We start from the raw sequence: 24,081 nt of genomic DNA, 5'->3' as shown, positions 1-24,081 counted from the left end.
AATCATTTTTTTGTTACTTCTATCTTATAGCTAAGGGGCATTAGTCTATAAAAGCATTTGTTTTTGATAACATTTATTTCAACGTCTCTCTCCGAATTGAAGAGAGACTATTTATTCTTTCTTTCTAATTCTCCACTTTTACGATGGCCATTCTTCCGTTGTAAGGCTTATTACCTTTGGCTTCCAATGCTTTTGTAGCTTCCTGTAAACCATCATATTTCTCGTAGTAGATATAATACTTACTTGTTGTCACATTATAAAAGAAATTAATATCTGTACGTCCGGCAGCCACAGCTTTAGTTAAGAACTCATCACGTTTTTGAACACTATTGTGAACCGCAAGAATTAAATAATAACCACTATCAGAATTTTTAATATTCTTAATAATCTGCATGTTTGACTGCTCTTCACCAAAATCAAAATCATTTGCTGTCAATGGCGTATTACTAACTTTAGTTGTCTCTTTTATGCGTTTAAGAGCCGCAACGTCCTGTGCATATCTTCCTTGATCATTCTCATAAGCTGCACGTTTAATTCTACGTTTACGCTCAATTTCAGTTTCTGCTTTAATACGCTCCAAATCTGCTATTAAAGCCGCACCTTGTTGTTCCATTCTCAACTGAGCAGCTTTCAGCTCGTTTATCTTCTCTAAATAAGCCTTGTTTAAAGGATCATTTTTAGGGAATTTTTTAAGTCTGTCATTGTATAGATTAGTCAACTTAGCGATTTCATTTTTCATGCTGGTATTTGCATCAGCAATCTGCAATTTCAATGCTTCGATTTGGCTATTCTCTGCCGCTACACTTTTGAAAGGTTTTGGCTCTCTATAAATTCCTTTTTCACTTAAATCATTCTCCTCTTTCAAGTCATTTAAGTCTTTTTGTTTATTAGCAACTGTCGCTGTAAATTGTGCCAATAACTCATTTTGCATTTTACTTGTATTAGCAATCGAAGCTGTTAATTCTTCAATAGCTTTTGCTGTTGCGTCTTTGTTTGCTGCTTCTGCTGCCAATCTTGCTTTTTCTGCTTCGGCATCTGCTTTTGCTTTAGCTTCAGCTGCTAATCTTTCTTGACGAGCTTGCTCTTCCAATCTTGCTTTTTCCTCCGCAGCTTGTTGTAATTTCAACGCTTCAGCATCTGCTTTGGCTTTCGCTTCTGCTGCTAATCTTGTTTTTTCTGCTTCAGCATCTGCTTTTACTTTTGCGTCTGCAGCCAATTTAGCCTGACGAGCCTCTTCTGCCAATCTTACTTTTTCTTCAGCAGCTTGTTTTACTTTCAATGCGTCTGCATCTGCTTTTGCTTTAGCTTCCGCTGCCAATCTCGCTTTCTCTGCTTCGGCATCCGCTTTGGCTTTTGCATCTGCTGCTAATTTAGCCTGACGTGCTTCTTCTGCCAATCTTGCTTTCTCATCTGCAGCTTGTTTTACTTTCAATGCTTCAGCATCTGCTTTCGCTTTTGCATCTGCAGCCAATTTAGCCTGACGTGCATTTTCCTCTTCTTGTAATCTTTTCGTTTCTGCGTCAGCTTTTGCTTTTGCAGTCGCCTCAGCATCTGCTTTAACTTTCGCGTCTGCTAATAATTTTGCTTGTAAAGCCGCCATGTCTGCTTTTGCTTTTGCGTCAGCTACTAATTTTGCTTCTAAAGCTTCTGCATCTGCCTTAGCTTTAGCATCAGCAGCCAATTTAGCCTGACGAGCCTCTTCTGCTTGTTTCGCTTTCAACGCCTCAGCATCAGCTTTCGCTTTTGCATCAGCAGTCAATTTAGCCTGACGAGCCTCTTCTGCCAATCTAGCTTTTTCATCTGCAGCTTGTTTCACTTTCAAAGCTTCTGCATCTGCTTTCGCTTTTGCGTCTGCCGCTAATTTTGCTTGAAGTGCCTCTGCATCTACCTTAGCTTTTGCATCTGCTGCCAATTTAGCCTGACGAGCCTCTTCTGCCAATCTAGCTTTTTCATCTGCAGCTTGTTTCGCTCTCAAAGCTTCTGCATCTGCTTTTGCTTTTGCATCCGCCGCTAATTTTGCCTGAAGTGCTTCTGCATCTGCCTTAGCTTTTGCATCTGCTGCCAATTTAACCTGACGTGCTTCTTCTGCTTCTTGTAATTTTTTAGCTTCTGCATCCGCTTTTGCTTTTGCAGTAGCTTCAGCATCTGCTTTAACTCTTGCGTCTGCTATTAGTTTAGCTTGTAAAGCTTCCATATCTGCTTTCGCTTTTGCATCTGCTGCCAATCTTGCTTTCTCTGCTTCGGCATCTGCTTTTGCTTTTGTTTCAGCAGCCAATCTTGCTTTTTCGGCTTCCGCATCTGCTGCTAATTTTGCTTTTGCAGCAGTTTCAGCATCTGCTTTAGCTTTTGCATCTGCAACCAATTTCGCTTGAAGCGCTTCTGCATCTGCCTTCGCTTTTGCGTCTGCAGCTAATTTAGCCTGACGTGCTTCTTCTGCTTGTTTTATTTTTAACGCTTCTGCGTCCGCTTTTGCTTTTGCTTCAGCTGCGATTAGAGCTTGTCTAGCTTCTTCGTCTGCTTTTGCTTTCGCTTCGGCTGCTAATCTTTCTTTTTGCGCTGCTTCTTCAGCTGCTTTTGCTTTCGCATCCGCAGCAAGTTTTGCTTTATTTGCTGCATCAATAGATACTTTAGTTTTTGCTTCTGCCGCTGCTTTCGCTTTCGCTTCAGCTGCTAATCTTGCTTGTAAAGCATCAGAATCTGCTTTCGCTTTTGCATCTGCAGCCAAAATAGACTGCATATCCGCTTCTGCTGCTTTTGCTTTTGCATCGGCTTTACGTTTCGCTTCTGCAGCATCAGCTTTTGCTTTATTATCTGCGATAAGTTTAATTCTTGCAGCTTCAGCATCTGCTTTGGCTTTTTCTGCAGCTGCCAATCTCGCTTGTCTTGCGGCTTCGGCATCAGCTTTTGCTTTATCAGCTGCTAATTGTGCAGCTGTTTTTTGCGGCGCCGGAGCTGGAGCTGGTTTTGGAACTTCAGCTTTCGCTTTTGCAGCGGCTTCAGCATCGGCTTTTGCTTTAGCATCTGCAGCTAATTTCAATTTCATAGCTTCTGCATCTGCTTTCGCTTTGTCAGCTGCTAATTGTGCTTGTGTTTTTGGTGCAGTTGAAGCAACAACTGGTTTATTTGCTACTGGCTTATTCGCTGCTGCTTGTGCTCTTGCGGCTGCGGCTGCATCTACCCTTGCTTTATTGTCTGCAGCCAATTTAATTCTGCGTTCTTCTGCATCAGCTCTAGCTTTGTCTGCTGCCAATTGCGCTTGTGTTTTTTGAGTTGTAGCAACAGCTCTATTTGCGGTTGCAGTCTGTGCTCTTGCTGCAGCTGCTGCATCTGCTTTGGCTTTAGCATCGGCTGCTAGTTTTATTTTAACAGCTTCAGCATCTGCTTTAGCTTTATTATCTGCATCTAATTTTGCTTTTGCCGCAGCTTCTGCATCGGCCTTAACTTTTTCTGAAGCGGCAAGTCTTGCTTGTCTTGCTTCTGCATCGGCTTTCGCTTTCGCTTCAGCGGCCAATCTAGCTTTTTCAGCTCCATCTTCTCTGGTTACTTTTGCAGCTGTAGAAGGTTTGGCCATTACTGCTTTTGGTTTTGCTGGATCTATTAATGATCCTTCATCTTCATCTGCGTAATAGTAATTTCTGTTTTTGAATTTGTAGGCAATGGCAAATTCATGTGAACCGCCTAGATTAGAGAAATTGCCCATTCCTCTTTCGTAATTATATTCAATAGCAATACTGGGAGAAATATTTACCCCAAGTCCTGCTGAAACTCCGTATAAAGTATTGTAACCCGCTTGCGCCCAAATTCCTTGCTGTAATGTCAGCATACCAAGACCAGAAATAACTGTTTTATCTTTTTTAATTTCTGTTCTAACAATACCTGAAAATCTACTTCTGTCAAAGAATCCGTAACTGTCAATATATCCAGTATACATGGCGTGTAGTTGAATTGCTCTTTCAGGATCTTCTTTTACCATACCTGCACCAAAATTGTACAATACTAAATTATTGATCGACAATCCGAAATCTAAAAAAGCAGTACCATAATTAATTCCAGGATTAACGGTAAGCAAAGTGCTTGAAGGATATTCGCCAATTAAGATATCAGAATCATCAGAAATAATTTTTCCTTTGTTTAAACCACTTTGATAAGCACCTACGTTTAAACCAAAAGTCAAATTGCTGTCTTGATCCAAAACGATATTGTGAGCAAAATTGGCAATTCCACCAAAGACAGTCATCAACCCATAATTCTGTTGAAACAAGCCAATTGCAAAAGCATCATTTTCTCTAATACGTCCAGAATAATTGGCTAAATAAGTTTGTGGGGCATCATCAAATTGAACCCATTGTCTTTTGTTATAAAAACTTACATACGGATTTGCTTCTCGAACAAAACTGAATGTTGGGTTAATTAAGTATCTATTAAATTTTAAAGAATTTCTAATAGGTAATGAAAACGAAACAACTCCATCCTCAGAAGCATTTTGAGAATAGAGTACATTTGAAAAGCCGTAAAATAAAGTGATGAATAGTAGGATTTTCTTCATATTATTTTATAACAGTTATTGATCCTTTTTTTTCACCGGTGTCTGATTGAATGACATAGTAATAAACGGGATTTACATTTTTAAAATCTATATTGCTTTGGGGCCAATCGCCTTGATAGTTTACCACATCAAGGACTTTATCTCCGTTTGAACTAATGATTATAACCTTAGTCGTCGCGTTTTTATATTCGTCTGGAATATTCCAGTATGGATTCATTCCGCTCAATTTTATAATATTCGGAATAACACTTGCTGGACCAGAATCACCATTAATTTTAAATGAAAACTCTTTAGTCGCTACACAACCCGATGCCTGAGAAATTTTTACTTTATAATTACCTTTCACAGAAACAGTGTATGAACTTCCAGTTTCTCCAGAAATTAAATTATTATTTAAATACCACTCAAAAGTCGGAGCCGCAGCATCTGTTGTAACATTTACACTTAAGGTTTCACCTTCACTCAGCTTATATCCATCTTGAACATCAATACTGGCATCAAAGCCATTACTTTGAAGATTGATTGTTCCTGTAGCACTACATCCACCAAAATCAACTTCTACAGAATATAAGCCAGATTCATTGGTAGAATAAGTTCTATTTGTTGCGCCATTAATCACTGCGCCATCTTTTTTCCATTGGTATTTGTTTCCAGAAGTTGCTGTTAAAACAGTTCCTGTACCACTAGCACAAAATGGGTTTCCTAAACTTGAACTAATTGTAACAGCCCCGCTTGAAGATGAATTTCCAACCGTAACATGATTAGAACTAAAATTGGCATCTGTACATGATCCATAATCAATAGTTGCGAAATAATCTCCCGCTGCATTTACCGTTAACGTTTTACCACTTTGTCCTGCAATAACAACATTGTCTTTATACCAGATATATTTAAGATTTGGGTAGTTTACTGGCGAAGAAGCAGGAACACCTGTTGTGCCGCTGTCTACCGATAAAGTAATGTTTCCTCCCGCACAAATTGTAGCGTTAGTATCTTTGTTGTTGATTGAAAATGTAGTTTCGTAAACTTTAAAATAAGCTGGGAAAGAAGTGTTCCCAGCAGAATTTCTAAATCTAGTACTCGTAGTAGTTCCCGAACTTTTGACTCTTAAGCCATATGTTTCAGAGCCTACCAAGGTAGTCGGAACAGCAAATTTAATAGTCTTTTGTGTTGCTGATACGTCTATAGTTTGAAGCAAAGTCGTACCAATTGGATTGTTTGAACTATCTAAAAGTTCAATTGTAAAGGTTGTTCCTTCAGGAAAATTAACATAACTAAAGGTTGCAAAAAATTCATTAAAAGAGCTACCTGCACACAATTTATCTAAGCCATCTAATTGCGCTGGCACGATAGTTTGGGCATGCAGGTTTCCTTTAGCAAAAAACATAATGCTAATTAAAAAGAAAACTTTAAAGAAAGATAAAGTAGTTTTTTGAATCATATAGTGCGTGTTCTTGCTAGGTCGATACGCTCAAAAAACAAAATATCAATGAATGTTTCTGAGAAGTCATACTTATAGTTTTCGATGATGTCTTTAGCAAGAATCGAAGTTGCTGTAAGCGATGTATTCTCTTTACAATCGTTAGATACTGTATGGGTTTCAGCAACTATAGTAAGGCTGTCCTTGGGGTTGGACATCCCTACTATAAACTGATTAAATTTGTCTGAATTGCTGTTTTCTATCACAGCATTAGTACTTTTTTGGTTAGCATTACCCAAAGTTAAACTGCACGCAGAATCAGCAGCCTGTGTAGGTTTTCCTGCTGTATTCTGTGCATATAGAGTTAACGAAATAGGCGAAACCAAAAATATAATATATAAAAAATATTTTTTCGTAGATACCATTATGTCTTGATCTTTATTTGGGGTCCTTTAACGATACATAAATTGTGTCTGGGGACTTTATTAATAAAATTTACGCGAGGAATAAAAATCGAAACTATTTATCTATTTACCGCTTGAAGCTGTGATTTTTCCTAATTGTAATCTGAAATCTGGTTTCTTAGGATTGAAGATATCAATAAACGTTTCTTTGTTGTCACTTTGAGAGTAAACATTAAAGAAAATACTATTTCCATACCAGCTTTCTAAATCTTCATTATTCGAATTGTATTCAGTAAAGATGTTTCCATTACATAAATTGAAATACATTTCTTCAAACTTAATTTTTTTAAGGTTGGCGTCATTGATTTCTGTTTTGCTGTCTAATAATACCGCTGGGTTAAATCCAGAGATTACACTTCTTTTCATTTCAAGAGAAGCATTTTCTGCAACGTAAACAGCTTCTTTTACTAAACCTGCTTGAATATCAGCTTTAATATTTTCACTGTCATTAACCATTGTAATATTACTTGCAACAACTAAAGTTTGTTTTTTAGTAAAATCTGTTTCACTTTTCTTTTCAAAAGATCTAACCTCCATACAACGAGATCCGTCTTTAGTACTAGAGAAATAAGAAGATCTTACTGCTAAAGAATTAAAGAAACGACATTGTACACCTTGAGAAAATTTGAAATCGTCATTAACCGATTTATAAGAAACAAATTTTGTAGCGCTTAAGTCACCGCCTAAGATTCCGAAAGAATCTCCGCCAGCATAGCTAACCATGATGTTTTCTAGAACTGTTTTGTTTCCAACACCAGCAAGAGTTAAACCATTGAAAGTATCTACACCTTTAACTTTTTTACCAGCAAATTCAATTCTTACGAATCTTAAAATACCAGAATTTGAAGCTACATTATCTCCACCGTAGGTAGTAAGAGTTGGATCAAGATCAAGGTTATAAGAACCTACATTTCCAAATTTGTTAATTGGAGCATCTCCAAGAACTACGATTCCACCCCAATCTCCAGCTTTTTTCATGCTGCGGTTTGAAGTAAATACAATTGGATCTGTTTCTAAACCATCTGCAACTAATTGAGCACCTTTTGTAACTACCAACGTTCCTTTAGTTTCAAAGTCACCAATAATTACTGTACCTGGTTCAATAGTCAAAACAGCATTGTTTGTAACGTATACGTTTCCTTGTAAAACGTAGATGTTTCTTTTCAGCAATTTAGTATTAACAGAAATATTTCCTGCTAAAATTTGGTTTGCTTCTCCATAGTCTACTTTGTTAGGCTTAAATTCGGTCCAGTTGTTTAACCAATTAGTGTAGCCCATAATTCCTTTCTCTTGTTGAGCACTCATACTCGTAACTGTCAAAAGAACGCAGATTAATTGAGTAATTTTTTTCATGATAAGGGGGTATTACGGTTAATAATAAATTTGGGTATGCGTAAACGAAAAAACTCCTCTCGAATTTTCCGAAATTTCAGAACCTTCGAGAATGAGTTTTTTTTTATTTTGTTTTTCGAAAGCATTCCACTTAGATCTTTTCCATCTACGTAAACACTTCGAAAAAGGTTTTAAAAAAAATTAATCATTTATTACATTTCATTCAAATCGTTGAACTCGTGTAATGATTTCAATGTACTTTCGTAAAATAAAATTGCAGCGATAAGATTCCCTTTATCAGAATAAGGCATCATTTTTCTTTGAAACTCTACAGTAGTATCCAAAAAAGTTGAAGTACCAACTGCCTGAGCATCTAAGATTTTTTTGTGATCACCATCGTCTGGAATACCTAAGTCTGCCATTGTAACACCTGGTTTAGTAACCAAAGCAATGTAAGGGAGAGTTTTTACTAAAACTTTAATACGCTCAATGTATAATTCTAGAAGCTCACCTTTTTGCATACCACTCAATTCTTTTTGATCATGGTATTTACGGATAAGAGCCGTTGTACTGATAATACTTCTAGGAGCATTCTTTGCCTGTGCCGAAACAGCAGCAGTAGTTAAGATAAAAAAAGCACTTAATAGAGTAATTTTCCCTTTCATAGATTCTTATTTTATAATTGGTTGTTGATAAAAACAAAAATATAGAAATTAACTTAATTAACAACTCTAAAGGATTTTTTTTTCAAAATATTTTCTTAAAAAAAGCTTAAAAACCAGCGTTATGTCGAGAAAATGTGCGTTTTAACGCTCTTTTTGTTAAAAATGTTAAGACTCAAAAAGTAAGGTATTCGCCATAAAATATAAAAATTACAATCTTTAAATAATCAAAAAAACCTTACGTTTAGCGTTTTTTGAAAAAAAATATTAACAAAAACATCTTGATAAACGCTCAGTTTGAGATGTTTATTAACAAAATAGAATTAAAAACAAGATAAAAATTAGATGTTTTAAGCCTGCAATTTGAAAATCATGATTAAGTAAGAAAGTTTATCCCTAAAATTTTTGACTACATCATTTTCTGCTATCTTTGCTCCATGCAATTTTCTCAAATTTTAGGTCAAGATCACATCAAAAGCCACTTGACAAAAAGTGCTGCATCTGGTAGAATTCCACATGCACAATTATTTGTTGGTCCAGAAGGAAGCGGAACATTAATTACTGCAATTGCTTACGCCCAATACATTTTATGCGGTAATAGCGGCAACGAAAACTCGAACGGAAATGATTCCTGCAATCTTAAATTCGATAACATTTCTCACCCGGATTTGCATTTTATTTATCCGACTGTTACAACCGAAGACGTTAAAACAAAACCAAAAAGTTTAGATTTTATTCAAGACTGGCGAAGTTTCATTCAAGAAATGCCTTATGGCGGTTTATTCGATTGGTACAAAATTCTTGGCGTGCAGAATAAACAGGGAGAAATTCGAGTAGAAGATGCTCAGGAAGTTCTAAAATCGCTTGCGCTGAAATCTTACGAAGGTGGCTACAAGATTATGATTATCTGGATGGCCGATAAAATGAATATTGCGGCTTCAAATAAATTGCTGAAACTTCTGGAAGAACCCTCAGACAAAACCATGTTTATTCTGATTTCTGAAAATGAAGAAGATATTATTCAGACCATACGTTCTCGTTGTCAGGTAATTCACTTTAATGCACTTCCAGAAAAAGTTATTGCAGAAGCTTTGGTTTCACAAGAAAATGTAGATTCGAATTTAGCCAAAAAAATTGCACATCAGGCTCAGGGTAATTTTAGTAAAGCATTGCATTTGCTTAAAGAAGATGACGATGAATTTCCTTTTGAGCAATGGTTTGTCAATTGGGTTCGCGCTGCTTTTAGAGCAAAAGGAAATGCAGCAGCCATTCAAGATTTAATTACCTGGAGTGAGCAAATTGCTGCCCTAGGACGCGAAAGCCAGAAAAAATTTATTCAATATTGTATCGAAATGTTCCGACAAGCACTGATGCTAAATTATCAAACACCGAGTTTAGTTTATATCGAACCTAAGGTTGATAAATTTAAACTAGAAAATTTTGCTCCTTTCGTCAATGGAAATAATATTCATGAAATTTTCAAAGAGCTTTCAGATGCGATGTATCACATTGAAAGAAACGGAAATGCAAAAATAATTTTAACCGACTTATCCATCAAATTAACTCGTTTAATTCATAAAAAATAGATTTCAATGAATAACGTTGCTTCCATTCTGCTTTTAGCATTTTTAGCTTTAACCTTCTTACAATCAGGTTACGAAAAAATTTTTTATTGGAAAGATAATGTGGCTTGGCTAAAAGAGCATTTTGCCAAAACACCTCTAAAAAACCAAGTGCCGCTTGCACTTTTGCATTTATTAATTTTAGAATTAATTTCAGGAATTTTATGTGTTGTCGGAGGCATTCAGCTTTTAACAAATAACGGAAGAGAATTTGGCTTTTACGGAGCAATCTTTTCTTGCATTTGTTTGTTAATGATGCTTTTCGGACAAAGATTAGCCAAAGATTACGATGGTGCGAGAACCATAGTTATATATTTTATTCCAGCTGTAATGGCTGTTTATTGGTTGAATTAATTCAACCGCAATTTTAAATAAAGTTAGCCACAGATTTCAAAGATTTTCACAGATTTATTTAATCATTTTAATCTGTGGCAAAAAATAAAAACTGTTCGCTTTTGCGAAGCGCAAATAAAATTTATCATTAAAAAAATGAATCCAAAACATCCTTCAGAATCCCTAACTATTTTAACTGATTTAGTTTTACCGAGCGAGACAAATCCTTTAAACAATCTTTTTGGTGGCGAATTATTAGCCAGAATGGATCGCGCTGCCAGTATCGCTGCTCGCAGACATTCACGCCGAATTGTAGTAACAGCTTCTGTAAATCACGTTGCTTTTAACAGAGCCATTTCGCTTGGAAGCGTTGTAACGGTAGAAGCAAAAGTCTCAAGATCATTCAAAAGTTCAATGGAAGTTTTTATTGATGTTTGGGTAGAAGACCGCGAATCTGGAAATAGAACAAAAGCAAACGAAGCAATCTACACTTTTGTTGCCGTTGATGATACAGGACGACCTGTCGAAGTTCCAGCTATTGTACCAGAAACAGAACTTGAAATTCAGCGATTCGACGCGGCATTACGTCGTAAACAGCTGAGTTTACTGCTTGCAGGAAAAATAAAACCGTCTGACGCAACAGAATTAAAAGCTTTATTTTTATAGTGAAATTTGTGACAATTTGGAACAATTTGTCGCAATCAAACTCGAGAAAAAAGAACTAATTTTACAATCTCTAAAGTAGCTTTAAATTAATAAAGAAGTTTTTTCTTACATTTGTTTGAATGGCTAAAAAAATAACAATTAAGATAATTAATATAAAAGATGAGTTCAGAAAAAGAAGCCAAATTAAAAGCGTTACAATTAACGCTTGATAAACTTGACAAAACCTACGGAAAAGGAACCGTAATGAAAATGGGCGACAAAGCCATTGTAGAAGTAGAAACGATTTCTTCTGGCTCACTTGGCGTTGATTTAGCACTTGGTGTAAACGGATATCCAAAAGGAAGAATTATCGAAATATATGGTCCAGAATCTTCTGGAAAAACTACTTTGACACTTCACGCTATTGCTGAAGCTCAAAAAGCAGGTGGTATTGCTGCCTTTATCGATGCGGAACACGCATTTGATAGAAACTATGCAGAAAAATTAAATGTTGACATTGAGAATTTAATTATTTCTCAACCAGACAATGGAGAACAAGCTTTAGAAATTGCTGAAAACTTAATTCGTTCTGGGGCCATCGATATTGTAGTAATTGACTCGGTTGCTGCCTTAACTCCAAAAAGTGAAATTGAAGGTGAAATGGGAGATTCTAAAATGGGTCTTCATGCACGTTTAATGTCTCAAGCTTTAAGAAAACTTACTGGAACTATCAGTAAGACAAATTGTACTGTTTTCTTTATCAACCAGCTACGTGAAAAAATTGGTGTAATGTTCGGAAATCCAGAAACTACAACCGGAGGTAATGCACTTAAATTTTACGCTTCTGTACGTTTAGATATTCGTCGTTCTGCTCAAATTAAAGATGGTGAAAATGTAATCGGTAACAGAACTAAAGTTAAAATTGTTAAAAACAAAGTGGCGCCGCCTTTTAGAACTGCCGAATTCGACATTATGTACGGAGAAGGAGTTTCTAAAACTGGTGAAATTCTAGATTTAGCTGTAGAATTTGATATCGTGAAAAAAGCAGGATCTTGGTTCAGCTATGGCGATACTAAATTAGGGCAAGGTCGTGATGCAGTTAAAACTTTAATTAAAGACAATCCAGAACTTGCTGATGAACTGGAAGTTAAAATTAAAGAACACATCAAAGAATTAGCAAACGCTTAACTTAATAAAGTCAAAAAAGACTTATTCAAAGCCCTGACGATTGTCAGGGCTTTTTATTTTCAAAAAAAAATATTTTAGACGCAACCTTTTCAACAATTCATCATCTATACAAAAAAGCACTCTGCTATATTGATACTGCCATATATCAATTTGCAGGTTTTTTTAGAATTTACATTGGTTGGTTATTTGAGTTAAAATCCGTTAGTTGTTTGGTGCTAACGGATTTTTATTCCATCATTTATTTTTTTTTCGCTTTAGACGCAACCTTTTTTATTTTTCTTCATCTATAATAATGTGACGTTAACTTGAGTTATAACTTTAAACTCTTTATTATCAACCATTAATATTTTTAACCATGAAAGAAAAAATAGAATTGTTGTACAATAAAAACCGAAGAAAAACCAAATTGAAATTTAAAAAAGTATTGCGTTTTATCTCCGAAAAGATAATTCATAGATAAATTTTGAATAAAAATGGGGGTTTTTAATTCAAAATAAAAGCCGGTAGATTTAAGTAGATCTACCGGCTTTTCTGTTTTTTTTCATTCAAATTACTTTTTATCAAAAGCAATTAAGGCATTGTATATAATGTTTCTAACGCGATCCTTCAGTTCTTTTCTGTGATCAATTGTTAAGCCTTCAGTTTCTATAAATGGCAAAATTCGAGCGCGCATTTTACCTGGACTTCCACTTAAAAATGTATAGGAAAAACGTTCTTTATTATCTGGAAAAACAATAGGCACAATTGGAATCTGATGATCAATAGCCAATCTAAAAGCGCCGTCTTTAAACTCATCAAGCAAAACACTTTCGTCATCAGGAACACCGCCTTCGGGAAAAATACAAATACTTAATCCTTGGTTTAAACGGCTTTGGGCTCTTTTAAAAACTTCATTTTTACTTCTTGATGAATTTCTATCAACTAAAATGCAGGTTCTTTTGTAGAAGAATCCAAATAGCGGAATCTTGACTAATTCTTTCTTACCAACAAAAACAAACGGATTTTTAATTAAAGCCAGCATAAGCATGATATCAGTCATTGAGGTATGATTGGCTACAATCATATAACTTTTGCCTTTAATAAGCTTCTGTTCGCGTTTTACGATATAATAGAAACCCATTCCGAAAAGGATAAATTTAGCCCATACACGAGCCATTTTGAAAAAATAAGGATAACCTTTCTCTGAAATAATAGAAATCAGTAAAAATGGTAACATAATTATAATGGGGATTGCCATTACAACGTAAAACCAAACACGCCAAATAATCCAAAAAGCAATTTTTAATATTTTCATAGTTTCAAATGTAATAAAACAGATGGTAATTCTCGAAAAAAGAAATAATTGGCTTTAAAAGTTTTTTTATAACGCAGAGCCCAAAGAGTTTTTCGCAGAGATTGGGAAGTTTTTTTTTTGAGATAAATCCTAGGCAAGAAGTTCTCAAAGCTTACTTATAAAAAAATGCATTTTGTAAACTTAATTAAATAATTCTATATTTATACGAAAATATGTATTAAAAAATTACACAATGACTGAAAATGAAATTTCAACAATTATAATTGGCCTTGCAATTGATATTCATAGAAAACTTGGACCAGGATTACTAAAAAATGTTTATAAAGAATGTTTGTTTTATAAAATAAAACAGCGTGGTCTTATTGTAGAAAAAGAAAAACCAATGCCTTTAGTTTTTGAAGAAATAAAATTAGACTGTGGGTACCGTATTGATTTATTAGTCGAAAACAAATTCATAGTTGAAATAAAAGCAGTTGAGTGTCTAACAATAAATCATTTAGCACAAACTTTAACTTATTTGAAACTAGGAAAACATAAACTTGGTTTACTTATAAATTTTAATGAAAGTCTGTTAAAAAATGGAATTAGAAGAGTAATAAACGATTTCTAAAAAAACATAAAAACGATGCGAACTTAAAAAAGCTCAAAAAACTTCCCAATCTCTGCGAAAAACTCTGTGAACTCTGCGCTAAAAAAACGAACTTTGCATTTAAAGAATAAGAAAAATCTAGAATGGCAAAAATACTTACTGGTGTTCAAAGTACAGGAACACCGCATTTAGGAAATTTATTAGGGGCAATTATTCCAGCAATCGAATTATCAAACAATCCGGCAAACGAGTCCTATTTGTTTATTGCTGATTTGCATTCAATCACTCAAATTAAAGATGGAAAAACTTTAAGAGAAAACACCTATAGTACTGCAGCAGCTTGGCTTGCATGTGGTTTAAATCCTGAAAAAGTTACGTTTTACAGACAATCTGATGTAGTGCAAACTACAGAATTGACTTGGTACTTAAGCTGTTTTTTTCCGTTTCAAAGATTGACTTTGGCACATTCTTTCAAAGATAAAGCAGATCGTTTAGACGACGTTAATGCTGGACTTTTTACTTATCCGATGTTAATGGCGGCGGATATTTTATTGTATGATGCTGAATTTGTTCCTGTTGGAAAAGATCAGTTACAGCATTTAGAAATTACTCGCGATGTAGCAGCACGTTTCAATCATCAAATGGGTGAAACATTTGTTCTTCCAGAAGCAAAAATAGAAGAGAACATCATGCTGATTCCGGGAACAAACGGCGGAAAAATGAGTAAATCTGCAAACAACATCATCAATATTTTCTTAGATGACAAAACGTTACGCAAGCAGGTAATGAGCATTGAAACAGACAGTACTCCACTAGAAGATCCAAAAAATCCTGATACTTGTAATGCTTTTGCTATTTATTCTTTGTTAGCAAATGAGGAACAAACTGCGCAAATGAGAGCCAATTATTTAGGTGGAAATTACGGTTACGGTCATGCTAAACAAGCTTTGTTTGAATTGATTACAGAAAAATTTAAAACGGAAAGAGAAAAATATAATTATTACATCAACAATCTAGAAGAAGTTGATGCTTTATTAAAAAAAGGTGCAGCAAAAGCTTCAGTAATTGCTGACGGAGTCTTAGCAAAAGTTAGAGAAGTACTTGGATTCGGGAAATAGAATTCAAACTTTATAATTTAAAACGTTGTTCAGTTTCACAATTGAGCAACGTTTTTTTTATCATTTATATTTATTTTTTTTTTGTAACTTGATCTTTATTAATCTTTTAAAAATAGAAAGATGGATAAATATATAGAAGATTACGATGTACCGCCTTACTTATTTCAAATTCTGAACATCCTTTTTGGGTTATTGCTCATTTTTATTCTTTACAAAATATACAAACATTTTAGAAAAAAATAATAACAAGATTTTCTGCGTTAAATTACTTCAAAAAGTTTTCCCGGAAGTGGTCTTATAACACCTTTTAATTCCATATTTACCAGAATTCCAGACATTCTAAAAACAGGAAATTCGCATTGAACTGCAATAATGTCCAATAATTCCTTTCCATTCTTTTGCAGAAAATCATACACTTTCTGTTCATTCGGATCGAGTTCAATAAAAAGCTGTTTCTGAATATTTTTTGGTTTTTCCTTAATATCCCAATTCAGCATATAAATTAAATCAGCCGCATTAGTCAATACATTTGCTTTCTGTGTTTTAATCAAATTATTACAGCCTTGACTATATTTATCCGTAACTCTTCCAGGCACGGCAAACACATCACGATTGTATTCATTGGCCATATTTGCCGTAATCAACGAACCTCCTTTATCAGCAGATTCAATCACAATTGTGGCTTCAGTCATTCCAGCAACAATTCGGTTTCGGCGAACAAATTTTTCTTTATCTGGATTGGAGTCGCTCCAAAATTCAGTAATAAAGCCACCGTTCTCTTCCATTTTTGCCATATACTTTTTATGCGTTCTCGGATAAATCTGGCTCAATCCATGAGCCAAAACCCCAATTGTCTGAAGGTTATAATCCATTGCAGCTTGATGTGCAACGATATCAACTCCGTAGGCAAAACCGCTTACAATTAGGGGATCGAGCGGTGCAAGGTCTTCAATTAATTTTCGGCAGAAATCTGTACCATACGAAGTGATCTGACGTGTACCAACAATACTGATCATTTTCTTTTTTTCAAAATCTATATTTCCAACAGTAAAAATTAAAATAGGCGAATCAAAACAATGCTTAAGTCTTTCGGGATAATTTTGATCCTGAAAAAAAGAAACATTTACATTGTTTTTCTTAATGTAATCTAACTCTTTTTCAGCCTTTTGAAAGATGGTTTTATCTTTTAATTTTTTTAATAATACCGATCCAATTCCATCAACTAAAGCTAATTGAGTGTTTTTTGCTTTAAAAATAGCCGATGCATTTCCAAAAGAATGAAGTAATTTTTTACCCACTACATCTCCAACCCCATCAACTTTAAGCAGAGCTAATAAATTAAACAAATTTTGATCGTCCATATTTTTTTACATTATGTAAAATAGAAAGTCATGATTCTATTTTTAAAAGCGCAAATATCAGTAAAAAAGAAGTAATTTCTTAATAATTTTTTTAATGAAAAATAAGTCAATCATAAAAACATGGAGATCGTGAGAGATAAAATATTGATATTGAATTGTATAAAAATATATCTGAATTGTTAATAAAAATTGTGAATAAAATTTTGATAACTATAAGTGTTGCATAACTTTGTTACTATGAAAATCGAAGTATATATCTCACAGTTATTGTATCGTTATCAGTGTGTAACGGTTCCAGGATTTGGTGCATTTTTAACCGAAACTCATTCTGCTCAGCTTAATGAAAGCACTAATTCGTTTTTTCCTCCAAAAAAGACTATCTCTTTCAACAGTCGTATAAAAAATAATGACGGTTTGTTAGCCAATCATATTGCTCAAGCAGAAAAAACATCTTACGGATTTGCTGTTAGTGCGATTGCTTTTGAAATTACAAATTGGAAAAAATCTTTGGAAGAAGACGGAGTAATCTCTTTAAAAAACATTGGTGAATTGCGTTTGAATTCTGAAAGCAATATCATTTTTACTCCAAACGATCAAACAAATTATTTAGCTACTTCTTTTGGATTAAGTCCGTTTGTTTCTCCAATGGTGAAAAAAGAAATTTTCGAGAAAAAAATCGAGAAGATTGCAGCAAAAGAAAAAGAAGTTGTTTTATTGCATGATAATGAAGAACAAACCAAATCTTCAAATCCGTTCTTAAGATATGCTGCTATTTTGGTTTTAGGACTTGGAATTTCTGGAAGTATTGGATATCCTTTATATCAGAATCAAATTGAAAATCAAACCCTTTTAGTGGAACAAGCTGTTCAGAAAAAAGTACAGAATAAAATTCAGGAGGCAACATTTTTAATAAAAAATCCACTTCCGGCTGTAACACTTACTGTCGATTCTGCCAATGTAGAAATTGCTGAACCAACAATGCCTTACCACATTATGGCGGGCGCATTTAGAAGCGAACAAAATGCAAAGAAAGCTTACAATCAATTAATTAAAGATGGTTTTAAAGCTAGAATGCTAAAAGAAAACAAACACGGTTTATTTCCTGTTCTTTACGGAAGTTACGCTACAATGAGAGAAGCAGAACAAGCCCAAAAAGAAATACAAAAAGGCGAAAATCCGCAAGCTTGGATTCTGGTCGAAAACTTATAAATATTTGAAAATCCCGTTCTTTAGAATGGGATTTTTTTTGTCTTATTCTATTGTTTTAAAAAATTCGTCGGGTAATGTTTGAAAATTTCTTCGAATAAATTCGTTATAAAAATTTAAAACTATGATGAACAAAATCTTCACAACACTAGTATTCTTATTATTGCTGAACTCACAGTCATTTTTTGCACAACAAATTTCTAACACGTCAAAAGAATTAGAACGCCAAAAAATAGAAGCTGAAACACAAAAAACGCTAAAAGAAAATCATAAATTTCTTGATGATAAAATTGATCAGCTGAAGAAAGAGCAAAAGGTGCTGGAAAGTAAAAAGAAGAGTCTTTCAAAATCTGAAAACGATTTAAAATCAACTAAAGATAAAATTACTAAACTTGAACTTGCCAATCAGAAAATTGAAAACAAAATAACAACCTCTTCCATTTCTGATGAAGAAATTCAAAAGCAAAGAATTAAGACGAAAGAAAATGAAGTCAATATTCAGAAGCTCAAACTGACACAGATATCTCAGGAAAAAGAACTTGAAAAAGTGATGTCAAACATTTAAAGAACAGGTCGTAACAAAAAGAAATCTCTTTTTTTCTAGCTTCGGAGAAGCGAAATTTTTATAGCCAAAATAATCATTTCCAATATAAATCTCCAGCGGAGCGACATAAAGAATATGTCGCTCCGCTGGAGATTTTTTTCATTTATCTTATTAAAATTCTATAAATATTTTACCCGCTAGGGTTTTAAATGTTCATCGTGAAACAATTTTAGCGTCTTGCGAAAGAATTTTTTTGCTAGATTGATAGACAATCAACGCCGCAGGCGGCGAATTTTTTTCGCCCAAAACGATAAAATGGCATTCATATCTAAAATCACCCTTCTTAAATTCGTAATGATGATTTCCGCCTGTACCATCTGCAGAAAAAATTCCGTTTTCCATTATCAAATCTGGTTTATCAGTCATTTTGTTTTTGATAGACCAAGAAGCGTAACGGTATTTATTATTTCCTAAATCATCAATTCTGATTCTAAATTTTGAAGTTTCTAAAATGGCAACAGGCTCTTTAAAATTTGAAATAGAACTGTTTACATTTTTCTTTTGAGAAGCAATCAGAGAATTTTTTAGTTTTTCTTCTGCTTTAGATTGATAATTTACAGCGGTAATTTTTCCATCAGTATCGATCCACAAATCGCCTTGATTGAGCATAATACCTCTCCAACCCATTTCTGACCAATCTTTTGCCGGATTGGATTTTGTTATTTTTTCAATCAAAACATTATCAAAAATTTGATTGTATCTTTTCAAAAAATCGGCTTTATTTTTTACCGAAGGAATTGGATTCTCCCTTTTTAACGGAAATTTTATTCGTTTTGAAATGGCCTCTTTATCCCCATTTTTCACTTCTGAAATAAATTCCGAAATGAATTTTTGGTACTCAGGTTTCAGATCTTGAGCGTTCACAACGTGCGAACAAAAAATCAGACCAACTAAAAATGATTTAAATATTTTCATGTCAAAAATGCTTTAATACGTTATAAATTAATTTGTTGAAAAACGAAAAGCATTGTTTCACGTGGGACGTTCAAAGAATTAATTAATGCTCGCCTTAAACATCTTCAGTTCATCCCAAGTAAATTCGTCGCCATGTTTTTCTTTCAAACCACTCAAAGATTCTTCTTGATAAAACTGAAATGCATCGCGCAAAGCCAAAATCTTGTCATAAGGCAAAACGTCTGTTATTTCGATTTTTTTGGCTTGAATAAGTCTTATCAAATGTCCTTCGATAGTTTGAACATTCAATTTACGCATTCTTGCAATATCTTCGACAGAATTTTTTTCTAACCACAAATCGTACGTTTCTTCAACCGTAGTTTTTTTAGCCGTTTTAAGCTCGTTTTTCTCTGCTTTAGTTGACTTATATCGAACAACGGGTTCTTCTGTTCTAAAAATGTCTGTATTGGTTGTTTTAAGCTCTTCTCGAATTCGTTCCACTTTACTGATTTTATAATTTCTAATTACGGGCGAGGTTAACTTTTCTTTGGAAATGGCTTCACCAGAAACCATAACATCAATCAGTAATTTGGCTTTCATCAATCTCAAAACCGCTTTTGTCTGAAGATCTTCTAAAAAATTAAGTTCTTCATAAAACTCTTTTACTTTTTTAAATTTTTGAATTTCAGCTATTTTATAAATCAAATCATCCACCAATTTGTCCATTGGTTTAAAAAAATAATCGTAGGCTGCTTCTACCCTTTCTTTCACAAAAAACAAATCGACAGTTTCCTTAACGAAAATTTTGTTCAATTGTGTGATGAATTTCTGCGAAGGATCTAAAAGCTGTTCCATCGTGTCCATACGTTTATGCGCCCAAACCGAATGTTTTGATTTTTCGGAACCAGCCGCATTTTCGTTGTAACTAAAGCGATGGTTTCGCCATTCTTGCGCTAATTCTGTCCAATTAAAACTGTTTATCAAATAGTTATGAATAAAATTTTTGGTTTCAAAATGAAGTGATTTTTCTAAAACTTCTTCTGTTGCTTTATTCAAAGCATAATCCATTACATCTTGATCGTTAGAAATACCATTCATTTGCATCGGAGAAAGCAAAATAAGCCCGTTTAACGAACGCAAACGCGAAAGTGCAACATAGGCTTGTCCAGGCAGAAAAACTTGCGATACATCGAGCGCAGCTTTGTCAAACGTTAAACCTTGGCTTTTGTGAACGGTAATCGCCCAAGCCAGCTTTATCGGATAATGCGCAAAAGTTCCTAAAACTTCTTCCTCGATGTCTTTCGTTTGTTCGTTGACTTTGTATCGGATATTTTTCCATTCGTACTTTTCAACTTCCAGTGTCATGTTCTCTTCTGGAAAATGCACAAATATCTCTTCGTCAGAAAGTGATTTGATTACGCCCATTTTTCCGTTGAAATATCGCTTTTCAAAAGATAAATCGTTTTTAACAAACATAATCTGCGCGCCGACTTTTAATTTTAATTCTTCTTCGACGGGAAAAATCTTTTCAGGAAAGTCACCCACTACAAATGGCGTATAAACATACTCTTTTTCATCTAAATCATTGATTGCTTGTGAGTTAATAGAATCAGCCTTAGCATTATGCGTTGTCAGGGTGATATAACCTTTGTTTTCTTTAAAGTCAAAATCTGGCTTAACATATTGATTTAGAATGGAAATGTCTTCTGGAGTAATCTGATTATTTCTCAAATTATTTAAAACCGAGATAAAAGCATCGTCGGTTTGGCGGTAGATTTTTGATAATTCAATATAAATCGGCGGATACGTTTGTAAAACGTGAGAATGAAAAAAGAATTTTCCGCGATAATAATTTTTCAGCGTTCGCCATTCTTCATCACGAATAACAGGCGGCAATTGCAGTAAATCTCCAATAAACAAAACCTGAACTCCACCAAACGGTTGCGTATTTCTGCGAACAGTCTGCATCATAAAATCGACAGCGTCCAAAAGATCTCCGCGCAACATACTGACTTCGTCAATAACCAGAAGTTCCATGTTCTTAATCACATTTCGCTTCACATTATTCATTTTGAAATGACGGCGCAACGTTTCTTTATTTTCAAATTTCACTGTTTCTGTAAACTGTGCATTCGCATCGTAAGACGGTATAAAAGCAGAAAACGGCAATTGAAACATCGAGTGAATGGTTACACCGCCAGCATTCAAAGCAGCAATTCCGGTTGGCGCAACAACAACTGTATTTTTATGTGTCGTCGCAATAATTTCGCGTAAAAGCGTAGTCTTTCCCGTTCCCGCTTTTCCAGTTAGAAAAATAGATTTTTGAGTTTGATTAATGAATTGTAAAGTGTAAGCTGCCGCTTCTGAAACGTTTTGCATTAGGGTTGTATTAAAGAATAAAATTACCGCATTTTTATAAAAAGAAAAAACCTAAATCTTTGTGGATTTAGGTTTTCAGTAATTTAGTTAGTTTGGGTAGTTTTTATTTTTTTGCTTCACCTTCTTTAGTTTCAGCTGCTGGTTTTGCATCTGCTTTTGGAGAAGCTTTGTATTTATCATTTAATTCTTTAATGATATCTTTTGTGATATCGAATTTATCTTCAGCATACAAAATAGATGCTGCATCTCCAGTTCCGTAGATATAAGCGTAACCGTTTTTCTTTCCGTAATCTTTAATGAATTTTTTAACACCACTAACAAGAGAATCCATTTCTACTCCGCTTTCTTGTTGTAGTTGCTGTGCCAACGCTTGTTGTGCGTAGCCTAATTGCTGCTCTCTTTTTTGCAATTCAGCACCTCTTTGCTGTGCCCAAGCCTGACCATTTGCCTGTGCTTGACTTTGAAAATTAGCAGCGTCTTGTTTAAAACGTGAAATTTCAGCTTGTAATTGTCTTCCTTTTTCTTCCGCTTGAGCTTTGTACTTTGCCTCTAAATCTTTTGCCTCAGTGTATTCTTTCATCAAAACCGAAGTATCCACGTAAGCTGTTTTTACTTCCTTTACCTCTGCTGTTTTGTTACAAGAAACTGCGAAAACTGAAAGTGCGATAATAACTAATGCTTTTTTCATTTTTTTAAATTCTATTTTTTTAAGTATGAAAGACAAAAATATAAAAAAATCAATAGGATTAACATAAAGTTTATAAAATGCGTAAATTTTATGATATTGTTTTTATTTATAGAAAAAATAATAGCAATAACCTCTCTTTATTACTCTGAAATCTAGATCTTTCTAGTTTTTTCCAATAAAAAAAGCTACTTTATCATACTCTGACAAAGTAGCTTAATATGCTCTATTTAACCTTTTATTTATTTTTCAAAACATAAATATGCGAAGAATATTCTTTTGAGCTTTTTGCTTTCCAATTTGATTTCAAACCAACAAAAAAAGCTTTAATATAGTTCATTTTCCCCGTTTTGTATTTTTCAGACAAAAGACTCACGTAAAATGAATCGAACTTCATTGGAAGCACTTTTTCTAATTTCATATCGACTCTCTCAAAAAGCACTTGAATCGATTTTTTAGAAAAATGCCAAAAATGAATTGGTACATCAAATGCAGCCCAAAATGCCTGATAATGATTTGCATCAAATGATTTATAATTTGGAACCGCAACAATTAATGTTCCAGTTGGTTTTAGTAAACGCTTCAATTCTTGGATTTGATGCTCTAAATCTGGCACGTGTTCTAAAACGTGCCACATTGTAATCACGTCTAAAGAATGATTTTCTAAAGTACTAATTTCTTCTACAAAAGAAATTCCTTTTTGCTTTGCAATATTTTTTGCTTTGTCGCTTGGTTCTACTCCAATTGTTTCCCAGCCGTTATTTTTTGCTGTTAATAGAAAATCTCCAGTTCCAGCTCCAATATCCAAAAGTTTCCCTTTTTGAGGTTGTTCTGTATTTATTAAATTCAATTTATTTTGAAGCGCTATATTTTTTACAAAATGATACGCTTTTTCGAATAAGGAACGTTTGTTGTCTGTATGCGAAATATAATCTTCACTTTCGTAATATTTTCCCAGATTTTGAAGTTCTGGTTGTGGAGAAGTAATCAGCATATCTAATTCTTCATCATAGTACAAATCAAAAATTTCTTTTGAAACAGAATGGTCTTTTACAGTAAGAAAGTGTCTTTTATTTAAAACGTCCATTTTTTAATTCTAGATATTTGGTTTAATTTATAGCAAATCCTAAAAACGAAAATTTCATTCTTAGGATTTTTAATCTTTTTTATTTGTTATTTTTCCAGTTTATCTTCACTGCTGATATCTTTTCATTTTCTAATCTAATATCTTTCAAAACAGAAAAACCATTGGAAATATAAAATTTCAATGGCGATTTATATTTTTCTTTATTTGATTTGATATCATTTTCATGATCAATTACCCAACCGTTCAAGTTCTGATTATTCTTTTTTATTTCTTCTAATAAAATCTTTCCGTAGCCTTTTCCTTGAATTTGATAATTCAACATTATTGCAAACCAAATTTCGTTATCGCGAAAAAAGGTATAGGCCCAACCTTGAATCTCTTTTTTAGCATCAATCAAAAGATAATTTTTCATTTCTAAAATTGCATTCACATACGCTTCAAATTCATGAAATGTTTCATGACCAAATTGAATTGGATATTCATTATTTCGAAGTTGCATTAATGCCTTTTTCTCTTCTAATGAAAAATTTTCTTTTTTAACAACTTTCATCAAAATTTAATTCAATGTTTCACGTGGAACAATAATTTTAGATTTCAGACTTAAGATTTCATATTCTTTAAAAGTAGAAACAAACAATCTAAAATCTAAAAT

The 24,081-nt window shown here is 33.9% G+C and carries 20 protein-coding genes; 8 read left to right on the top strand and 12 right to left on the bottom strand.

Annotation, left to right across the window (positions count from 1 at the left end):
* Positions 1 to 124: 124 nt before the first annotated feature.
* The 5 genes from LL966_RS12595 to LL966_RS12575 form a co-directional block, all read right to left on the bottom strand.
* Entirely contained in the window at positions 125 to 4,546 is a 4,422-nt protein-coding gene (locus LL966_RS12595; RefSeq protein ID WP_229353669.1) for a PorP/SprF family type IX secretion system membrane protein, read from the bottom strand.
* Position 4,547: 1 nt separating this feature from the next.
* Positions 4,548 to 5,987: a gliding motility protein SprC gene (gene sprC, locus LL966_RS12590; protein WP_229353668.1), complete on the bottom strand. Its 1,440-nt coding sequence runs from the start codon at positions 5,985 to 5,987 to the stop codon at positions 4,548 to 4,550.
* Positions 5,984 to 6,391 carry a hypothetical protein gene (locus LL966_RS12585; protein ID WP_229353667.1) on the bottom strand — a complete coding sequence of 136 codons (408 nt, stop codon included), beginning with the start codon at positions 6,389 to 6,391 and terminating at the stop codon, positions 5,984 to 5,986. The genes sprC and LL966_RS12585 overlap by 4 nt, the downstream gene beginning before the upstream one ends.
* 102 nt (positions 6,392 to 6,493) lie before the next feature.
* Positions 6,494 to 7,783, bottom strand: a complete 1,290-nt coding sequence (locus tag LL966_RS12580; RefSeq protein WP_229353666.1) for a hypothetical protein — start codon at positions 7,781 to 7,783, stop codon at positions 6,494 to 6,496.
* A gap of 191 nt (positions 7,784 to 7,974) precedes the next feature.
* The gene (locus LL966_RS12575; protein ID WP_184158860.1) at positions 7,975 to 8,427 is read right to left on the bottom strand and encodes a hypothetical protein; all 453 of its coding nucleotides are present in this window, start codon (positions 8,425 to 8,427) and stop codon (positions 7,975 to 7,977) included.
* A gap of 434 nt (positions 8,428 to 8,861) precedes the next feature.
* Here LL966_RS12575 and LL966_RS12570 point away from each other — a divergent pair, with 434 nt between their 5' ends.
* The 4 genes from LL966_RS12570 (at position 8,862) to recA (ending at position 12,212) form a co-directional block, all read left to right on the top strand.
* Positions 8,862 to 10,010 carry a DNA polymerase III subunit gene (locus tag LL966_RS12570; protein ID WP_229353665.1) on the top strand — a complete coding sequence of 383 codons (1,149 nt, stop codon included), beginning with the start codon at positions 8,862 to 8,864 and terminating at the stop codon, positions 10,008 to 10,010.
* 6 nt (positions 10,011 to 10,016) lie between these two features.
* Positions 10,017 to 10,400: a DoxX family protein gene (locus LL966_RS12565; protein WP_184158858.1), complete on the top strand. Its 384-nt coding sequence runs from the start codon at positions 10,017 to 10,019 to the stop codon at positions 10,398 to 10,400.
* 135 nt (positions 10,401 to 10,535) lie between these two features.
* Entirely contained in the window at positions 10,536 to 11,045 is a 510-nt protein-coding gene (locus LL966_RS12560) for an acyl-CoA thioesterase (RefSeq protein ID WP_111284243.1), read from the top strand.
* 159 nt (positions 11,046 to 11,204) lie between these two features.
* A complete protein-coding gene (recA, locus tag LL966_RS12555) occupies positions 11,205 to 12,212 on the top strand; it encodes a recombinase RecA (RefSeq protein ID WP_229353664.1) in 1,008 nt (335 codons plus the stop codon).
* 550 nt (positions 12,213 to 12,762) lie between these two features.
* Here the strand turns inward: recA and LL966_RS12550 are convergent.
* The gene (locus tag LL966_RS12550; protein ID WP_229353663.1) at positions 12,763 to 13,506 is read right to left on the bottom strand and encodes a lysophospholipid acyltransferase family protein; all 744 of its coding nucleotides are present in this window, start codon (positions 13,504 to 13,506) and stop codon (positions 12,763 to 12,765) included.
* Between the two features lie 232 nt (positions 13,507 to 13,738).
* Between LL966_RS12550 and LL966_RS12545 the strand changes: the two genes are divergently transcribed.
* Together LL966_RS12545 and trpS are read left to right on the top strand one after the other, a co-directional pair.
* Positions 13,739 to 14,116, top strand: coding sequence for a GxxExxY protein (locus LL966_RS12545; RefSeq protein ID WP_229353662.1), 378 nt, complete (start codon positions 13,739 to 13,741; stop codon positions 14,114 to 14,116).
* Positions 14,117 to 14,238: 122 nt separating this feature from the next.
* Positions 14,239 to 15,213: a tryptophan--tRNA ligase gene (trpS, locus tag LL966_RS12540; RefSeq protein WP_229353660.1), complete on the top strand. Its 975-nt coding sequence runs from the start codon at positions 14,239 to 14,241 to the stop codon at positions 15,211 to 15,213.
* 260 nt (positions 15,214 to 15,473) lie between these two features.
* Here trpS and dprA read toward each other — a convergent pair whose 3' ends face one another.
* Complete coding sequence (dprA, locus tag LL966_RS12535) at positions 15,474 to 16,574, bottom strand: DNA-processing protein DprA (RefSeq protein WP_229353659.1); 1,101 nt, start codon at positions 16,572 to 16,574, stop codon at positions 15,474 to 15,476.
* 237 nt (positions 16,575 to 16,811) lie between these two features.
* Between dprA and LL966_RS12530 the strand changes: the two genes are divergently transcribed.
* Positions 16,812 to 17,783, top strand: coding sequence for an HU domain-containing protein (locus tag LL966_RS12530; protein ID WP_229353658.1), 972 nt, complete (start codon positions 16,812 to 16,814; stop codon positions 17,781 to 17,783).
* Positions 17,784 to 17,904: 121 nt separating this feature from the next.
* Entirely contained in the window at positions 17,905 to 18,345 is a 441-nt protein-coding gene (locus LL966_RS12525; RefSeq protein ID WP_229353657.1) for a hypothetical protein, read from the top strand.
* Positions 18,346 to 18,537: 192 nt separating this feature from the next.
* Here the strand turns inward: LL966_RS12525 and LL966_RS12520 are convergent, their stop codons facing one another.
* The 5 genes from LL966_RS12520 to LL966_RS12500 form a co-directional block, all read right to left on the bottom strand.
* Positions 18,538 to 19,299, bottom strand: coding sequence for a hypothetical protein (locus LL966_RS12520; protein WP_229353656.1), 762 nt, complete (start codon positions 19,297 to 19,299; stop codon positions 18,538 to 18,540).
* A gap of 78 nt (positions 19,300 to 19,377) precedes the next feature.
* Complete coding sequence (locus LL966_RS12515; protein WP_229353655.1) at positions 19,378 to 21,657, bottom strand: helix-turn-helix domain-containing protein; 2,280 nt, start codon at positions 21,655 to 21,657, stop codon at positions 19,378 to 19,380.
* Between the two features lie 103 nt (positions 21,658 to 21,760).
* A complete protein-coding gene (locus tag LL966_RS12510; RefSeq protein WP_184158848.1) occupies positions 21,761 to 22,345 on the bottom strand; it encodes an OmpH family outer membrane protein in 585 nt (194 codons plus the stop codon).
* A gap of 235 nt (positions 22,346 to 22,580) precedes the next feature.
* Complete coding sequence (locus LL966_RS12505) at positions 22,581 to 23,429, bottom strand: class I SAM-dependent methyltransferase (protein ID WP_229353654.1); 849 nt, start codon at positions 23,427 to 23,429, stop codon at positions 22,581 to 22,583.
* Between the two features lie 79 nt (positions 23,430 to 23,508).
* A complete protein-coding gene (locus tag LL966_RS12500) occupies positions 23,509 to 23,979 on the bottom strand; it encodes a hypothetical protein (protein ID WP_229353653.1) in 471 nt (156 codons plus the stop codon).
* Positions 23,980 to 24,081 lie beyond the last annotated feature (102 nt).

Origin of the sequence: Flavobacterium chungbukense (genome assembly GCF_020805785.1) — a bacterium.
Lineage (GTDB): Bacteria > Bacteroidota > Bacteroidia > Flavobacteriales > Flavobacteriaceae > Flavobacterium > Flavobacterium chungbukense.
This window is presented reverse-complemented; position numbering and strand designations above follow the sequence as displayed.

Coding starts and splice junctions, on each gene's coding strand:
- sprC (WP_229353668.1), bottom strand. CDS start 5,987: ATGATTCAAAAAACTACTTTATCTTTCTTTAAAGTTTTCTTTTTAATT.
- dprA (WP_229353659.1), bottom strand. CDS start 16,574: ATGGACGATCAAAATTTGTTTAATTTATTAGCTCTGCTTAAAGTTGAT.
- LL966_RS12525 (WP_229353657.1), top strand. CDS start 17,905: ATGATGAACAAAATCTTCACAACACTAGTATTCTTATTATTGCTGAAC.
- LL966_RS12520 (WP_229353656.1), bottom strand. CDS start 19,299: ATGAAAATATTTAAATCATTTTTAGTTGGTCTGATTTTTTGTTCGCAC.
- LL966_RS12515 (WP_229353655.1), bottom strand. CDS start 21,657: ATGCAAAACGTTTCAGAAGCGGCAGCTTACACTTTACAATTCATTAAT.
- trpS (WP_229353660.1), top strand. CDS start 14,239: ATGGCAAAAATACTTACTGGTGTTCAAAGTACAGGAACACCGCATTTA.
- recA (WP_229353664.1), top strand. CDS start 11,205: ATGAGTTCAGAAAAAGAAGCCAAATTAAAAGCGTTACAATTAACGCTT.
- LL966_RS12575 (WP_184158860.1), bottom strand. CDS start 8,427: ATGAAAGGGAAAATTACTCTATTAAGTGCTTTTTTTATCTTAACTACT.
- LL966_RS12580 (WP_229353666.1), bottom strand. CDS start 7,783: ATGAAAAAAATTACTCAATTAATCTGCGTTCTTTTGACAGTTACGAGT.
- LL966_RS12545 (WP_229353662.1), top strand. CDS start 13,739: ATGACTGAAAATGAAATTTCAACAATTATAATTGGCCTTGCAATTGAT.
- LL966_RS12500 (WP_229353653.1), bottom strand. CDS start 23,979: ATGAAAGTTGTTAAAAAAGAAAATTTTTCATTAGAAGAGAAAAAGGCA.
- LL966_RS12595 (WP_229353669.1), bottom strand. CDS start 4,546: ATGAAGAAAATCCTACTATTCATCACTTTATTTTACGGCTTTTCAAAT.
- LL966_RS12530 (WP_229353658.1), top strand. CDS start 16,812: ATGAAAATCGAAGTATATATCTCACAGTTATTGTATCGTTATCAGTGT.
- LL966_RS12560 (WP_111284243.1), top strand. CDS start 10,536: ATGAATCCAAAACATCCTTCAGAATCCCTAACTATTTTAACTGATTTA.
- LL966_RS12510 (WP_184158848.1), bottom strand. CDS start 22,345: ATGAAAAAAGCATTAGTTATTATCGCACTTTCAGTTTTCGCAGTTTCT.
- LL966_RS12570 (WP_229353665.1), top strand. CDS start 8,862: ATGCAATTTTCTCAAATTTTAGGTCAAGATCACATCAAAAGCCACTTG.
- LL966_RS12550 (WP_229353663.1), bottom strand. CDS start 13,506: ATGAAAATATTAAAAATTGCTTTTTGGATTATTTGGCGTGTTTGGTTT.
- LL966_RS12505 (WP_229353654.1), bottom strand. CDS start 23,429: ATGGACGTTTTAAATAAAAGACACTTTCTTACTGTAAAAGACCATTCT.
- LL966_RS12585 (WP_229353667.1), bottom strand. CDS start 6,391: ATGGTATCTACGAAAAAATATTTTTTATATATTATATTTTTGGTTTCG.
- LL966_RS12565 (WP_184158858.1), top strand. CDS start 10,017: ATGAATAACGTTGCTTCCATTCTGCTTTTAGCATTTTTAGCTTTAACC.